Annotated in this window: 13 protein-coding genes; 7 read left to right on the forward strand and 6 right to left on the reverse strand. The window is 69.0% G+C overall.

The genetic code is table 11. From position 1 onward, the window contains the following. Positions 1-14: 14 nt before the first annotated feature. Together POL67_RS38555 and POL67_RS38560 are read right to left on the reverse strand one after the other, a co-directional pair. The gene (locus tag POL67_RS38555) at positions 15-1,781 is read right to left on the reverse strand and encodes an acetyltransferase (protein ID WP_271925696.1); all 1,767 of its coding nucleotides are present in this window, start codon (positions 1,779-1,781) and stop codon (positions 15-17) included. Further along, positions 1,778-3,607: a hypothetical protein gene (locus POL67_RS38560; protein WP_271925697.1), complete on the reverse strand. Its 1,830-nt coding sequence runs from the start codon at positions 3,605-3,607 to the stop codon at positions 1,778-1,780. Before POL67_RS38560 ends, POL67_RS38555 begins: the two co-directional genes overlap by 4 nt. Positions 3,608-3,851: 244 nt before the next feature. On the opposite strand from POL67_RS38560, the gene POL67_RS38565 reads away from it, so the two are divergent. The 4 genes from POL67_RS38565 to POL67_RS38580 are packed head-to-tail and all read left to right on the forward strand — an operon-like array spanning position 3,852 to position 8,173. Next, the gene (locus POL67_RS38565) at positions 3,852-4,988 is read left to right on the forward strand and encodes a hypothetical protein (RefSeq protein ID WP_271925698.1); all 1,137 of its coding nucleotides are present in this window, start codon (positions 3,852-3,854) and stop codon (positions 4,986-4,988) included. Positions 4,989-5,036: 48 nt separating this feature from the next. Then, complete coding sequence (locus POL67_RS38570; RefSeq protein WP_271925699.1) at positions 5,037-6,485, forward strand: GuaB1 family IMP dehydrogenase-related protein; 1,449 nt, start codon at positions 5,037-5,039, stop codon at positions 6,483-6,485. A gap of 46 nt (positions 6,486-6,531) precedes the next feature. Beyond that, positions 6,532-7,212: a hypothetical protein gene (locus tag POL67_RS38575; RefSeq protein WP_271925700.1), complete on the forward strand. Its 681-nt coding sequence runs from the start codon at positions 6,532-6,534 to the stop codon at positions 7,210-7,212. Positions 7,213-7,222: 10 nt separating this feature from the next. Then, positions 7,223-8,173: a hypothetical protein gene (locus POL67_RS38580; protein WP_271925701.1), complete on the forward strand. Its 951-nt coding sequence runs from the start codon at positions 7,223-7,225 to the stop codon at positions 8,171-8,173. A gap of 1 nt (position 8,174) precedes the next feature. Here POL67_RS38580 and POL67_RS38585 read toward each other — a convergent pair whose 3' ends face one another. Next, positions 8,175-8,561, reverse strand: coding sequence for a hypothetical protein (locus tag POL67_RS38585; RefSeq protein ID WP_271925702.1), 387 nt, complete (start codon positions 8,559-8,561; stop codon positions 8,175-8,177). 40 nt (positions 8,562-8,601) lie between these two features. Continuing rightward, positions 8,602-9,567, reverse strand: coding sequence for a serine/threonine-protein kinase (locus POL67_RS38590; protein WP_271925703.1), 966 nt, complete (start codon positions 9,565-9,567; stop codon positions 8,602-8,604). Positions 9,568-9,617: 50 nt separating this feature from the next. Between POL67_RS38590 and POL67_RS38595 the strand changes: the two genes are divergently transcribed. The 3 genes from POL67_RS38595 to POL67_RS38605 all read left to right on the forward strand — a co-directional run bounded on the left by POL67_RS38595 (position 9,618) and on the right by POL67_RS38605 (position 13,081). Then, on the forward strand, positions 9,618-10,733 hold the full coding sequence (locus POL67_RS38595) for a hypothetical protein (protein ID WP_271925704.1): 1,116 nt from the start codon (positions 9,618-9,620) through the stop codon (positions 10,731-10,733). A gap of 159 nt (positions 10,734-10,892) precedes the next feature. Further along, positions 10,893-11,798 carry a hypothetical protein gene (locus POL67_RS38600; protein ID WP_271925706.1) on the forward strand — a complete coding sequence of 302 codons (906 nt, stop codon included), beginning with the start codon at positions 10,893-10,895 and terminating at the stop codon, positions 11,796-11,798. A gap of 62 nt (positions 11,799-11,860) precedes the next feature. After that, positions 11,861-13,081: an MFS transporter gene (locus POL67_RS38605; RefSeq protein ID WP_271925708.1), complete on the forward strand. Its 1,221-nt coding sequence runs from the start codon at positions 11,861-11,863 to the stop codon at positions 13,079-13,081. Between the two features lie 28 nt (positions 13,082-13,109). Here POL67_RS38605 and POL67_RS38610 read toward each other — a convergent pair whose 3' ends face one another. Both POL67_RS38610 and POL67_RS38615 read right to left on the reverse strand, forming a co-directional pair. Next, a complete protein-coding gene (locus tag POL67_RS38610; protein WP_271925710.1) occupies positions 13,110-14,534 on the reverse strand; it encodes an RCC1 domain-containing protein in 1,425 nt (474 codons plus the stop codon). Between the two features lie 7 nt (positions 14,535-14,541). Next, positions 14,542-15,417, reverse strand: a complete 876-nt coding sequence (locus tag POL67_RS38615; protein ID WP_271925712.1) for a hypothetical protein — start codon at positions 15,415-15,417, stop codon at positions 14,542-14,544. Between the last annotated feature and the right edge of the window lie 111 nt (positions 15,418-15,528).

Below are 15,528 nucleotides of genomic sequence, written 5' to 3' on the forward strand. Positions count from 1 at the left end.
CCCCTTCGATCGATTCACGACGCGCGTGTCACGACGAGCGCGAGCCTGTGCAGGCTCGGCTTCTCCTCCGCGACGATCTCGAAGACGCGCCCCTCGGCGTCCTCCACATAGAGCCGTTCGCCCGGCTCGATCCGCACCTTTTCGTGCGCCTGGTCCCCGTCGATCTCGACGCGCGAGGACACCTTTTGCGTGAGGGCCGGGTCGGCGAAGAAACCCGGGCGCGTGTAGGCGTAGGGCCGCACGGGATTGCCCTCCGTGTCCTTGCGGATGTCCTCGGGCGCCACGAAATAGAGCCAATCCTCGGCGCTCCCCTCGGGCTGCACGTAGAAAAAATCGGCGTCGCCGCGGGTGTTCTGCGTCAGCGCCTCGGCCATCTCCCGCAGCGTCGCGGGGTTCTTTTCGATGTTCTCGCGAATCCGCGCGACGACCTGCTCGGTCCGCACACCCACGGGCACGTCGTGCACGGCCATCACCACGTTCGCCTCGCCCTCCGCGAGCCCGCCGTCGTGCATCCGCGCCTGCGCGACTTCGAGGAGCATGTCCCAGTAATACGACGGCCGCGGCGGCGGCTGGTCGAGGATCACGCTCGGATCGATGTCGATCTGCACCCATCCCTCTCCGTCGATGCACACCCGCACGGCCTCGAAGGGATCGGAGACCTCGCCCGCGGGCGAATACGTGGTGCAATGGGGCGGGATGCGCGCCGCGAGGCGCCGCCCTGTCTCGGCGAGGACACGCTCCTCGACCCACGGCGCCGCATTCCAGACGGCGGAATTGCCGAGCGGCCGCGGATCCCGGCGCGTCCCGGGCGCGAGGTAGGCTGGGTCCTCGTCGATCGTCATCGTCATCTCCCGGATCGCGAGGTCTTCCGCGAGCCCCTGCACCTCGAGCCACCGTGGATCCGTGAAATCGAAGGCGCGGCCGATCTGTCCGCCGATCGAGTTCACGCTGGCGACGCGCGCATGAGAGGCGTCGACGCCTCGATACGGCAAGGCATTCACGTCGAGCCGCACCGTCATCCGAAAGCCCCCGTCGGCGGTCGAGAGGCCGGAGGCGGACCGGAGAAACCCGGGATGCTCGGGACCTTCGGGGTGCGCCGGATCGAGCGGCGCCCGGCCAAACCGCTCCGAGAGCGAAGCGAAATCCGTGGCCACGTCGTAGAGGGTCAGGGCGATTTTCCCTTTCTCCACGTCGTAAAGGCCCTCGGGGTGATCGTCGGTCACCGGGCCCTTGCGGACGCGCGCGCGCGGGTGCGTCGCAATCACCTGGTCGAGCACGACGTCGGTGACGATCGATCGCGGGGCGAGCGGCTCGTTCGGCCCCACGCCCGCGAGGTCCGCGAGGATCCGCAACGGCGAGATCCCGACCGCCTCGCCCACGGCCGTGAGCCCCGCGAGCGACGTGCCTTCGAGCCGCGCGCTCGCCGGCGTCATGTGGAGAAGCGCGAACATGTTCCACGCCGCCTGCGGGAGCGCATTCGCTTCCTCCTCGGAGAGACGCGTGAATCGATCGAGCGCGTTCTCCACGAGCGGACGGAGTTCCATGTCGAAGAGCCAGGTCTCTTCGAGGGTTTTTCGCGGCAACCGGCGGAGCTCCTCCGGGCCGAGCGTCTGCGCGAAATCCTCCACATCGAGCCGCAAAAACCGCAAGGTGATCGCACGGCTCTCGCCCGGGGCGAGCTCGCCCTCGGGCGGGGGCGATTCCAGCGTGAGGGGCTCGACGCATCCCGCGGCCGAGGCGCCGAGGAGGGCGAGCAGGGTAGCGCATCGTCGCGGGCTCATCGGGACCTCCGCGAGGCGACCTTCTCGAAATCGACGATCATGTCGCGTCCCTCCTCCTCGGGCACCAGGATCCGGATTTCGTAGACGTCGCGCGTGTCGTCCTCCGCATAAAGCACGAGCTCGCCCGGCGAGAGCGGCACCTTCTCGTGCTCCGTATCGGCGACGCCCGGGATCTGCCGCTTCGAGAGGCGGCTCTCCTCGGCGAGGTCCGGGCTCTTGAAGAACCCGGGGCGCTCGTAGCGATACGGCTTGGGACGGTCCGAGCCCGCAGTGCCTGGCTTTGGATCGGACGGCGCCACGAAATACAAAAACGGCCGCCTGCCCTCCGCGTCGCGGCGCACGTAGAAATCGAGGTCGTGGTTGTTCTCCCAGAACCGACCGACGATCACGTTCGCCATGAAATCCGCCTGCGATTGCAACGTCGGTCGCATCGCCTGGACGAGCTCGGCGCCGCGTGGGCCGATGGGCACGTTCCGGAGCGCGAACACCGGCCTTGCCGCGCCCTCGGCAATGTCCGCGGCGCCGTCGCCCGTCGGATCGTGGAGCGAAATCTGCGCAACTTCGGCCAGGAGCTCCCACAAGAAGAGCGGCTCCGGCACGGTCACGCCCCGGATCGCATTCGCGAACGTGATCCAGCCCGGCGCGGCACCCTGCCCGATCGCCACGCCGACCAGGCATTCGCCGTTGAGCCCGACGTAACAACGATCGTACGACCGCTGCCCGTACGCGCGCCGCGCGCTGCTCGTCACGATCGATTCCAAGAAAAACGGACGGCAGCCGGGGTCGGCCTCGCACGAGGGGACGAAATGGTCCGCCTCGACGGTCGCGAAACGCATGTCGACCGTGGGCACGTCTGCGACACCCTGGATCACGAGCCGCTTGGGATCCTCGAAATCGAACGAGAGCGGCGCGCGGCCTTCCATCAAGAACATGTCGCCGCCCCCGGACGAGAGGTCGATCCCGCGCACGCGGCGCAGGTTCGATTCGGCGACCACGCGCATGCGGAAATCGGGGCCGAGCACGTCGCTCCGCGTGACGAAAGAGGCGTCGTCCGGCACGAGCACGCCAGGATGCTCGCCGGAGCCTGCGAACGGGCTCCGGCCCACGGGGCCGAAGATTTCGGGCAACGTCGAGAGGTCTTTCAGCGCGTCATACAGGGTCACCGGGAGTTTTCCCGAGGGGTCGTCGATTCCCGGGTGCGTGCCGAGCAGGTTTTCCTGGAGCGCGCGGACCAGCGCCGCCGTGGGCACGACGGGATCGGTGCGCCCGATGCCGAGGGTCTCGGCGAGCACCTCGGCGAAATCGAAGCGGAACGTGGTCGGGTTTTGGTCGACGAGCTCGGAGAACGTCGAAAGGCTCGTCCCCGAGAGATCGGTATTTGCTGGGGTCATGCCGAGCAAACGCACGAGGCCGAACTCGGCCGAGGTGCGCCACGCGGGCCCGAACGTCCGCCCGAGCGCGGTTTGCATGCAATCGTAGCCGGGGTTTTTCTGGTCGAGCCTCCAGCCATGGCCGCAGGCGTCGCGGATGGCGTCGAGGACGTTGCCGAGCAGCTTGGTGGAGTCGACGTCGAGGATCCGGATGCGCCGCGCGGATTCGCCGAACATTCGAAGGGCCTTGGCCTTGTCGAGCTCCAGCGTGATCTCCTCGGGCGCCTCGGGGCCGGGCCGGGCGAGGAGGACCCGATTCGCGAGAATCGGCGGCGGGGCCTCGTCGACCTCGGCCGGCGGCTCGACGCCGGAGATCTCGGTGGTGGCCGCGGGGCCACCACACGCGGCGAGCGGTAGGCAGAGGAGCCAGAAACGGGAGCGTGTCGAGGTCCGCATGGAGCGCATCTCCGTCGGAACGAAAACGAGGCGAGAGCGCCCGGGACGCTTGGCGCGATGCGGCAAAAGCCTGGAGACACGATCGCCTTCTCCCGTTCCAAACGAGATCGTTGGGCGACGCCATGCGCCGTCAACGGCAGGCGCGCCGCGCGTGAACCGGGCCGTCCTGAACGCTTGACCTGCAACGAAGGAAAGCCATAGGATGCCCATTTCATAGGCGACCGCCTCTCCACGGAGCTTTTCCATGCGCCGCTTCCTCGCCCCCTCGCTCGCCGCCCTCGCGGCGCTGGTAACTCTATCGACCGCCCAGGACGCCGAGGCCCAGGCGTACCGGGACGGACCGCCCCCGCAGCACCGGATCGTCTATAACGATTTGACGTTGTTCCGGTGGAACCCGCTCGGCCTCATCACGGATGCGCGTTTCGTCTACCGATACCGCCTTTACAAGAGCGACAGCGTGGCGCTCCGGGATAATTTCATCGGCATTGGACTCGCTCCGTCCCTGAGCGGCGCGTTCGCCCGCGGCGGACCCACGATCCAGATCCAGCCGGCGAGCTTCCTCCAGCTCTGGGCGCTTTACGAGGGAATCGCGTATTTCGGCGCGTTCAACTTCCTGCAATCGTATCCCACGGCGGACGCGACGAAGGTGAACTACAGCGACACCGAGCTCGCGCGGCGCGGCGACCTCGAAAAGGGCAACCCCCAGAAGAACTATTCGACGACCGGCACGCAGCTCATCGCCGGCGCGAACCTGCAGTTCAAGTTCGGCCCCGTCGCGGCGCGCAACCTCTTCCGTTTCGGCCGACCCGACATGAAGCTGCGCCAGGGCGACCGCGTCTTTTACGATATCTTCTATGATCTGCTCGTGGGCGACGGCGGCCTCTGGTACTCGAACGACACCGACCTCCTCTTCCAGGGCCTCGACAACCGCCTCAGCGTCGGCCTGCGCTGGACGACGGGCCAGGCGTTTTACAAGGACGAACATTTCGCGCCCGGCGACGACAAGACCCGCGCCCCGGGCGCGATTCACCGGCTCGGGCCCATCGCGGCGTGGACGTTCAAGAAGCCGGACGGCGCAGGGCTCGAACCGACGCTCCTGCTCGTCGCGAACTGGTGGCTGAAGTCGCCGTACCGCACGGGCCAGGACGTCTCGCAGGCCGTCCCCTACATCATCCTCGCGCTGAACATCACGGGCGACCTCCTGCCCGCCCCGCCGAAGGAAAAGGCCGAGCCCGAGGCCACGAAGCCCACGTCGAGCGAGCCCCCGGCCACGCCGGAGCCTGCGAAGGAACCGGAACCGGCCAAGGAGCCCGCGCCCGCGGCGCCCGCCGAGCCTGCGCCCGCCTCTCCCGCCTCGCCCGAAGCCGCCGGCCCGCAATAAACCGAGCGTCTGCTCGTCGTTTTCGCCGCATTCGGCTACAGTTGCCGCATGCGATTTCTCCATCCCGAGCGGGACGAAAACCTCGAGCTCGCGCTCGAAGACGTCTTCCTGACGCCAGGGTATTTCGAGGGCGTCTCGCGCCTCGACGTCGATCTCCGGCCCGTCGACTTTCCGGGCGGGTCGCACCCGATCGTCTCGGCAAACATGAATGCCGTCACGGGCAAACGCATGGCCGAAACGATGGCCCGCTTCGGCGGGCTCGGCGTGCTCCCCCAGGACATGGCCCTCGATACGACCGAGCGCATCGTCGGGCACATCAAGAGCGCCGATCCGCGGTACGACACGCCCCTCGTGGTCTCGCCGCGCGAGAGCCTGCGCGACGTGCAAGGCATCATCCGCAAGCGATCCCACGACCTGGTCGTCGTCGTGGACGACGAGCGCCGTGTCCTCGGCATCGTCACGCACGCGGACCTGCGGGATCGGGATCAGTACACGCCCGCCTCGGCGCTGATGTCCTCGCGCCTCGTGACGATCGCCGCGGGCACGCCGAACCGCGACGCATTTCTCCTCATGGAAGAGGCGCGCGTGAAGGCCGTGCCCGTGCTCGACGCCCAGGGCAAGCTCGTGGGTGTCTTGACGCGCGACGACGCCGTGCGGCTGGAGCTGCTCCGGCCGAGTTTGTCCGGGGGCGGGGAGCTCATGGTCGCGGCCGCCGTGGGCATTTCGGCGAATGCGCCCGAGTTTGCCCGTCGGCTCGTGGACATCGGGGTCTCGGCGATCGTGCTCGACACGGCGCACGGCCATCAGCGGCGCATGATCGACGCCATCCGGGCCGTGCGGAAGGCCATCGGGAGCGCCGTGCCGCTCGTCGCGGGCAATGTGTGCACGGCCGAGGGCACGCGTGATTTGCTGGAGGCGGGCGCGGACATCGTGAAGGTGAACGTGGGGCCGGGCGCGATGTGCACGACGCGCATGCAAACGGGCGCGGGCCGGCCGACGTTCAGCTCGGTGCTCGCGTGTGCGCGCGAGGCGCACGCGCACGGAAAACACGTATGGGCCGACGGCGGCGTGAAATACCCGCGCGACGTGGCGCTGTACCTCGCCGCGGGCGCGTCGCGTGTGATGGTGGGGACGGCGCTCGCGGGCACGTACGAGAGCCCCGGCGACGTGAAGGAGGACCGCGAGGGCGCGCTTTACAAGGAGAATTACGGCATGGCGAGCGCACGCGCCGTGCACGACCGGACCGCCGACATCGATCCGTTCGAGCGCGCGAAAAAGGGCTTCTTCCGGGAGGGCATTTCGACGTCGCGCATTTACATCCAGGAGGGCAAGGAGAGCGTCGGCGCGCTGCTCATCGACATGATCACGGGCGTGCAATCGGCCTGCACGTACGCCGGCGCGCGGAGCCTGCCCGCGCTCCATGAAAAGGCGGTGATCGGGGTGCAGACGCTCGCGGGGTACGGCGAGGGCAAACCCCACGGCGCCGTGCGGCGCTGACGCAGGAGCGCTCCCGGCGGAGGCGATGTTCGGGTATGCTCCGGGGATGCGCTCGCCGCTCCTCGCTGTTTTGCTCCTCGCCTCCGCGCCGGCGTGCAGCGAACCTTCCGAGCCTCGCGGATCGACCACGTTCGCGCCGGACGAGCTCTCGCTCTTCGCCGAGCTGCGCACGAACGGCGGCACGGCCCAGGTCCTGGTCACGGTGCTCGGCGGCGGGACGAGCATCACGCTGGAAAACCACGATCGCTTGAGCCTCGCCGAGCCGGGCGGCCCCGAGCAGGCCCTCGTCGCCGGCGGCTTCGGCTACGTGGCGCAGCTCGATACAAGCGCCACGGAGCTCGACCTCGTCTTTTCGCGCGGCAGCCAGCGATTCGTGAGCAAGCTCGTGGCGCCTCCGCCTTTTTCGATCGTGGTCCCGAGCGCGCCCGCCTCCCGCGCTTCGCCCATCCCGATCAACTGGGACGCGGCGGACGGCGCGTTCGAGACGTGGCTCGACGTGACGGCCCCCTGTTTGTCATGGCCGATTTCGCGTTATTTCGCGGAGGATCCCGGCGTGTACGCGATCCAGCCGGCGGATCTCGCGATCAAACCCGGGACGACGGAGTGCGATTTCCGCGTGTGGGTCACGCGGTCGGCGTCGAGCGGGACGATCGCGCCCGGCCTCGGCGCGTCCCCCGCGCCCGGCGGACTTCAAACGCGCTCGATTTCGATCTCCACCTCACCTTGAGGACGACGCCATGAACATGAGGCACCTCGACAAACTCTTCGTCATGATCATCGCCACGACGGCGCTCGGGGCGCGTGGGCTCGCGTGTGGCCCGTGTCCGGAACAAGTGTCGCAGATCCCGCTCCTGCCGCCGAGCAGCGACGGGGGCGTCGAGGACGCCGGAGACTGGATCGCCGACGAATGCCAGCGCAAATGCCCGAACGGGCTCTCGTGCGTGGCGTCGTCGATCCCGCTCGAAGACGGAGGCACGATGCCCGCGATCGAGTGCACGCAAATGTCGGAGTGCGGCGCGGGGCGGCGGCCGCTCGCAGGGTACGGTCCGGAAAAACGTTTGGACACCAAGGATCTCGGGGCGCCGGGCGCATGGCTCGTCGAGGCGGCCACGCTCGAAGCCGGGTCGGTGATCGCCTTCCGGGAGCTGCGGCGGGACCTCGCCGCGCTCGGGGCGCCGCGGAGGCTCTTGCGGGCGGCCTCGCGGGCAGCCGACGAGGAGCGGCGGCACACGCGGCGCACGCGGGCCCTCGCGCGGCGGTACGGGGCGTGTGTACCGGGACAAACAACCGGCGAGACGCGGCGCGCGGCGCTGGAGGAGCTCGCGACGCACAACGCGGCCGAGGGCTGCGTACGGGAGGCGTTCGGCGCGCTCGTCGCGCGGTGGCAAGCGACGTTCGCGAAGGATCCGGAAGTGCGCGCCGCAATGGCCCGGATCGCCGACGACGAGGCGCGCCACGCGGCGCTCGCCTATGCGATCGACGCCTGGGCGAAGCGGCGGCTCGATCCGGCTGCGCGGGCGCGCGTGGAGGCGGCGCGGAGGGAAGCGGCGCGGGCGATCGCGACGCCGCGGGCGCGGGATACGGGGCGCGACGAGGCGCTGCGTGTCCTGGGGTTGCCCGACGCGGCGGATGCGGATGCGCTCGCGAAAAGGTTCGTCGCGGCGCTCGGGATCGACGCCGCGGCCTGAATCAGCTCTTCTTGCGGCTGTGGAGAACGATCCCGAGGACGAGGGCCCCGAGGGAGAAGAGGAACGGCGTGGTCCCGAGGGCCAGGCCGACGTCCTTGCACCCGTCCGCTTCGGCGTACCCCGTCTCGCGGATGAGCGCCCGCTGGGACGCATCGATGTAATCCCCTTGCAGCGCCTGGTCCGTCATGGACCGGCCCAGCATCGCGCCGACGGGCCCCATCCCGATCGAACCGAGCGATACGAGGAGCGCGACGCCACCCACGATCGCGCCGCCGAGCGGCCTCTTCATGAGCGCGAGCAAGAAGCCAAGGGCCGCGAGGCCGAGCCCCAGGATCGCGAACAGCAGAATCACCCACGCGGGCCAGCCGCACCACCTGAACGTTTCCACGGGATGCCGATGGGACCGCGCGAGGCGCGGGATGTCAAGGTCAGCGGGGCGGCCTGTCGCCCGCGCGAATGCGCCCCTCGGCGACGGCCGTCGCGTAAGGCGGCGTTTTGCCGGCGCGGAGCGAGTAGACGTCGAAGCGCATCGTCGCGGCGTCGGGATAACGGGCTTCCTTGTGGAACGCGAGCGCGATGTCGACGACGCGGCACACCGGCGCGGGGATGTGGGGCGCGATCGACGCGAGCGGAGGCGCGGGGCGCGTGGCCGCGGCGACGAGCAAAAGCGCGTTCTCGGCGTCGCCGTGCACGTAGCGGCCCCCGAGCAGGCGGAACATCGTTGCGCCGAGCGCGAAGAGGTCGGTCCGGCCGTCGAGCTCCTGGTTTTTCCCCATCGCCTGCTCGGGCGCCATGTACTCGTAGCTGCCGATGGCGACGCCCGTCTTCGTGGCCGTCTTCTCGGGCAGCTCCGCTGTGCCCTCGGGCAGCGTGTCGACGCGGGCGATGCCGAAATCGAGCACCCTGATCCGCCCATCCCTGCCGTTGTGCAGGTTCTCGGGCTTGAGGTCGCGATGCACGATGCCGAATGCATGCGCGACGACGAGCACGTCGAGGACCTTGTGCGCGATCCGCAAGACCTCGTCGACGGAGAGCACGCCCTTGCGCGCCATGCGATCGAAGACGGTCTCGCCGTCGAGCAGCTCCATCGCCATGAACGCCGCGCCGTCCTCGGACACACCCGACTCGTAGACGGCCGGCAGCCCTTCGCAAAGCGGTCCGACGGCCGCGAGCGCGCTGCCGATGGGCCCTTCACGGAGGAAGCGCTTTCGCAGCTCGGAGATGTCTTGCAGGTAGGGATGGAGGATCTTGATCGCCGCGACGTATCCATCGGGGCGGCGGCCGAGAAAAACGCTCGCCATGCCGCCGATGCCGAGCAGGCGCTCGAGGGTCCAGGTCCCGACCGACGTGCCGATGCGCCGCGCCGCGATCTCCTCGTCCGATTCCGACATCATGCGGGGCCGAGGTTACCACGACCGCACCACGAGCGGGTTACACTGCGGCGATGCTTCCGCGCCCAAACTTCCTTTCCGGCCTCTTGCTCGCGGCGATCGCGCTCCCGACGGCCGCCTGCTGGCTCGACCTCGACCGCCTCGGCGCGGGCCTGCCGGGCGCCGCGGCCGGCGGCGGGACCGGCTCCACGAGCAGCACCATGAGCGGCAGCGGCGGCGGCGGTCCGGGGTCGCTCGTGCTCGAATGTGATCCGTGTCCCGAGGGTGGATGCGCGCCCGTGCCCATCGCGGAAGGGCCGGCGTTCGCGCTGGGCGCCGCGGATCTCGTGGTCGGGAGCGATGGCGTGTACTGGGTGAACCAGGAGGGCGGCGAGGTCATGCGGTTCGTCTCGGGCGCGGAGGCGCCGGAGACGCTCACGAGCGCGGTCGCGCCGCGTTGCCTCGTGGTGCGCGACGGAAACGTGTTTTACGGGGACGACGAGGGGCTCTGGTCCTGCGAGGCGGAGGACTGCATGGCGAGCCGGCAGAAGCTCGCGCCCTCCGTCGCGCAAGGCACGATCGGACGCGTCGCGTTCGACGGGGCCTCGGTCTACTGGACGGATCGCGGCGCGGCGGACAGCGACGGCCGCGTGTACGGCTGCGCGCCGGGCGACTGCGCTACGCCGAAGGAGCATGCGACCGGGCTTTTTCGATCGGACACGATCCTGGCGAGCGGTGGCCAGCTCTTCTGGGTCGAGCTCGGCAATGGCAACGGCAACGGCGCGATCTACCAGGGTTCGTCCGGGGGAGCCGCGACGTCCGTCGCAGGCGCGCTCGTCTTCCCCACGTCCGTCGCGGTGGACAACGATTCTTTTTATTATCCGTCATGGCAGCCGGGCGGCACGATCCAGCGGTGCCCCAAGGGCGGGTATTGCAGCGGGCCCGCGATGATCACGCCCGGCGAGGCCGGGGACAAACCCTTCGACGTGGCTGTCTCCGGGGGGCGCGTGTACTGGAGCGACACGATGGGCGGCGCGATCCGGAGCTGTCCCACGGCCGGATGCGGGGACGAAGCGCCGCGCGTGCACACGAGCGGGCGGACGGGCCTTTCGCGTTTCGCGCTGGGAAAAGCGTGTATCTTCTGGGTGGACGCGACGAACGGCGGGAGCGTGATGAAGGTCGGACGATGAGCCGCGTTTTCAAGGGTCGCGGCCATAACGCTTGACACGCGACGGCCCTTGTGGCAGCGGGCGAGCGCGCGAAAGCGTCTGTGCCGGCCCCGGAAGGGCCCGGCGGGAAGGTATGTCGTCGTGCTCGGTCGCCGGGAAACGTGGTTGCGTGCGTGGGGGATGTCCGCGGCGCTGCTCGTGGGGATGGTCGTCTCGCCAGGCGAGGCGGAGGCGGGGGGCGCGCCGCGCTGCTCGGCGTGGCGCACGGCCGGCAAAGGCTACGAAAAGCTCGAATTGCGGACGTGCGCGCCCGCCGAGGGCGACGAGGACACGAGCGACGACGACGAGGACGCGGCGCCCGCCGTGGAGATCAAGAGCGGCTACGAGGACGCGCTGAAGGTGCGCGTCGAGCTCGTGACCAAGGGCGGCACGGTCGAGCAGCTCGACGCGAAGCTGAAGAACGGCGAGAACGCGGCCGGGACGTGCAAGGCGTGCCGCGGCCACGACGACGTGAAGAGCTTCCGCGTCACGGCGCAGGACGGCGCCGCCGAGGGGGGCAAGGACGCCGCGCCGGAGCCCTTGCAAAAGGTGGCGGGCACGAACCACATGGAGGTGCTGGCCCGCGATCTGCGCCTCACGGACACGAACGCGAAGAGGCTCGAGCGCATCGCGACCCGGTATCACAAGGCGACGAAGAAGCGGCTCGTGGTGACGGGCGGGACGCGCACGCCGCAAAGGCAGGCGCAGCTCATGTTCGACAAGCTGAAGCGCGGCGACGACGTGGTGGCGCTCTACGAGAACAAGGCCGCGGCGACCGAGCTGCGCAACGCTTATCGCGACGCCGTCGCCCGCGGGGAGAAACGAAAAGGGACGATCCGCGCGATGCGTGAGGTGATCGACGCGCAGATCGGGCGCGGGACGTACGTGTCGAAGCACCTGAAATCGGGCGCGGTCGACGTACGGTCGTGGAACATGGACGGCGCGCTGGAGAAGGCGCTGCGCGAGGCCGTGAAGCAGGAGCCCGGCGTGACGCTCATGGACGAGCGGGATGGGCCGGAGCCGCATTTTCACATGAATTTGCTCTGATCGACGCGGTGAGGGCGCTCGCGCCCTTGCCCCTCGCGCGCAGAGCCCCCACGAGGTGGGACGTGACGCTCACGAAAGGCACGCTCACGAAGCTTGGATTGCTATCGAGCCTCTACCTCTCCCAGGGGCTCCCTTTCGGCTTTTTCACGCAAGCGCTGCCCGTGCTGCTCCAGCGAATGGGGTTGTCGCTCCCGGCCATTGGCCTGAGCCACCTGCTCGCGCTCCCGTGGATGCTGAAGTTCCTCTGGTCGCCCCTCATGGACCGGCGCGGCCCGGGGAGGCTCGGGCGGCGGCGCGGCGTGATCCTGCCGATCCAGATCCTCTCGGCGCTCTTGCTCCTCGCGCTCGCCGTGCCGGCGGGCGGCCCGACGATCCCCTGGCTCTGCGCGGCCGTGCTTTGCATCAACCTGCTCGCCGCCACGCAGGACGTGGCGACCGACGGCCTCGCGGTGGACCTCCTCTCGGCAGACGAGCTCGGCTGGGGCAATGGCGTGCAGGTGGCCGCCTATCGCGTGGGGATGATCCTGGGCGGGAGCTTCTTGCTCCTCGTCTTCGACGCGTCGGGCTTCCGGATCACGCTCACGAGCCTCGGCGTGATGCTCCTCGTCGCCACGCTGCCCATCGCGGTCTTTCGCGAGCCGCCCGCCGCGTCGCCGCCGCCCCGCGAGAGCCCGAGTTTGTCCTACTGGTTCAAACGCCCGGGCGCGTTCTCGTGGCTCGGGTTGCTCTTCGTCTACAAGGCGGGGGAGCATTTCGCCTCGGGCATGCTCAAGCCCTTTTTCGTGGACCCGCGCGGCGCCGGGCTCGGGATGCGGGAGGTCGGCTGGATGATCGGCGGCGTGGGGTTCGCCGCGGGCCTCGTCGGAGCGATGCTCGGGGGCGGGCTCGTGCGCAGGCTCGGATACCGGCGCGCGCTGCTCGGATTCGGGGCCTTGCAGGCGCTCGGCGTGCTGCTCTACGCGCTCGTCGCGTGGCGGCCCGTCTCCATTTCGACGCTGGCCGTGGTGTGCGGGCTCGAGCACCTGACGAGCGGAATGGCGACGGCGTCGCTCTTCACGGCGATGATGGAGGCGTGCCGGCCGGAGCACGCGGCGGCCGATTACACGGTGCAGGCCTCGGTCGTGGTCGCGGCGACGGGCGTGGCGGCGGCGGCGAGCGGGTTCTCCGCGGGGGCGCTGGGGTACGCGGCGCATTTTGCGCTGGCGGCGGGGCTCGCGGCGCTCGCGCTGGTGTTCGTCGGTGCGGTGTTTCGGACCCTGGAGCCGGCGCGCGCGCGGGCGTGATCCAAGCCCGTCGCGCTGAGGTCCGGGCTCAATCGAAGCGCCGCTGCTGGCCGCAGCACGCGACAGCCCCCGACGCGCGCAGGATGCACGTCGTCCCCACCTGCGTGGACACCATGACGGCATCGGAAACCCCGACCGCGGTGACGGGCTGCGTGTGATCGTCCGTGGTGCCATCACAAAGCTCACCCCACGGATTCGACCCCCAGCATGCGACCTTCCCCTCGACCGTCACGGCGCACGTATGCGTCGGCGCCACGGAAACCTGGACGGCGCGCAGCCCTGCCACGGGCAGAGCCGTCCACCCGACACGTCCCCGCGCGGGCTCGAGCTCCCAGCACGCCACGGCGTTTTTCCGGTCAATGGCGCACGCACGCTCGATCGATGACGACAATGCGATCACGTCCTCGAGCCCCGCCACCTCGCCTCCAAGCACCTCCCTCCTCGACCGCAACCTCCAGCATCGAGCGTGCCCGTCCTGCCCCGCGGCACAGCCGACATACCCGAACGCGGGCGTCATCGCGCGAAACCCCGCGCCGAAAGGCAAGCCTTGTGTCTCCTCGAGGTCGCCCACCGTTTTGGAGCCCCAGCAGCGGGCCGTTCCATCGGCGAGCAGCCCGCAGATCCGCGCGCCATCCTCGATGTCCGGCGCCGGGGCAAGCAGGGTCACGGGGCCGTCTCCAAGGCGCTTTGCAACGCCCAGCGTGCCCGTCCACGAGGGGAAAGGCGCGCACGAGGCATGCCCATCCGTCGTGATGCCACATGCGTGCCATTCGTCCGCGAACGCCGCATCGAGGGGGCCTGGGAGCGAGATCGCTTCTGCGGGGGCATGGCGCGCGTATGCATTCCACTGAAAGACGCGACCGTCCTTGTCCACGGCCACGCCGACGACGCCACCTCCCCGATGGCCCAGCTCGATCCGGCGCACTGGAATCGACGCGAGCGCGTCGACGTCCTCGGGCTCCTCGACAGGCCGATACGCGAGCCGGGATGTTCCTTCGAAGAGCGCACGCAGGGATTCGGCCACGAGCTCATCCAGCCGCTCATCGACCCTCTGGAGCATTGCAATGGCACAGGCGATCAAGACGAGCCCGAGCGCCGGTCGCCGCCACGACCGCGATTCGGCCGGCTCCGCCATGCGTGCCGCTCGCGCGAGACGAACGACGGCGAGGACCCAACAGCTCCACGCGACAATCACCAGCACGCGCGGTGGCAGAAATTCGAACGAGTGCGGGTGACGGTCCGTGGGCCTGGGTCTCGCCGCTTGCGCCGCCATGGATACGAAGGCGGACGTATACTGAAGGGCCGAGGTCACCTGCGCTCCGAGCGATGCAAGGCCGAACGCGAGCCAGGCCAAGCGCCTGCGCCGAAAGCTCCAAAGTGCAAGCGCGCCCGTGAACAATAGGCCGAGCAGCGCGACGGCGAGCGGCAGGTAAAACAGAACGTTGTCGAGCATCGGACGCCTATTGACCCGGAAAGGACCCGCCATCGAGGGGGGCAGCGCCATCCTTCATGATCCGCCCCCTCCAGGCCACCGTCGCATGCGGCGTGATTTCCGTCGCCCAAGGATTTGCGACGAGGTCGTTCCATCCCGACAGCGTTTCGTAAGGCCTCACGACGTTTCCGAATTTATGATTACCATAATGTGTTTCGCGTGCTCCTGGATAACACGAACTCCCGTGGGCCCCCTTCTTGCCTTGTAACCCGCAGTAGAGAATGGTCTTGTATCCGACCACGAAGACCTCTTTCGACGCCCACCGAGCGGAGATGGCCTTCAAGAACTCTTCGCCCGGCTTGTCGGCGGCGGTCCTGCAACACATGAAGAACACCGTCGCGCGGAACGCAAGCACTCTCAGGATCTGATCGAGCGGCACCGCATACTTCGCGAGCGTTCCCGCATTCAGCATCTCCGGGTCGGTCGCTACGGCAAGTTTGAGATCCCACCCTGTCGTATTGTCGATGTCGACGCCGCCCGGCGCGCCGTGCGCGAGGATCGCGAGGCGCGTGATCTGGTTTTCCTCGATCGGGCCGCAAGCGAACAGCGAATTCTTGCATACGAAGCTAGGAAGCTCGAATTGCTCACCTCCGAGCTTGTTCCCGAGGTCGGCGAAGTTCGCGAATTCGAACCCGACGAGCCAATTGTCTTGACCGAACGGCTTGTCGCCGCCGCCGCGGTCCGGGAGCCGCGCGTCATTGTCGTTGAAACGCAGCGGCGCCCCCTTGCCCGCTGCCCACACGTGGATCGGGTTCAGGTGCCGGCCGTTCACCAGATTGTGCGCGCTGTCCGAATCCCCGGGGGTCGCCGCGATCGGCTGGCTCACAAGATCTTCGCTACCCATCGTCCCACCTCCTCCTTCAACTCCCATTGGATCCATGTCTCCGCCTTCTGCGAGCCCACGACGATGAGCGGAGGATCGGAAATGCTCGGGTCGAGCATGGCGAGGGACCGT

It is taken from the genome of Polyangium mundeleinium (assembly GCF_028369105.1).
GTDB lineage: Bacteria > Myxococcota_A > Polyangia > Polyangiales > Polyangiaceae > Polyangium > Polyangium mundeleinium.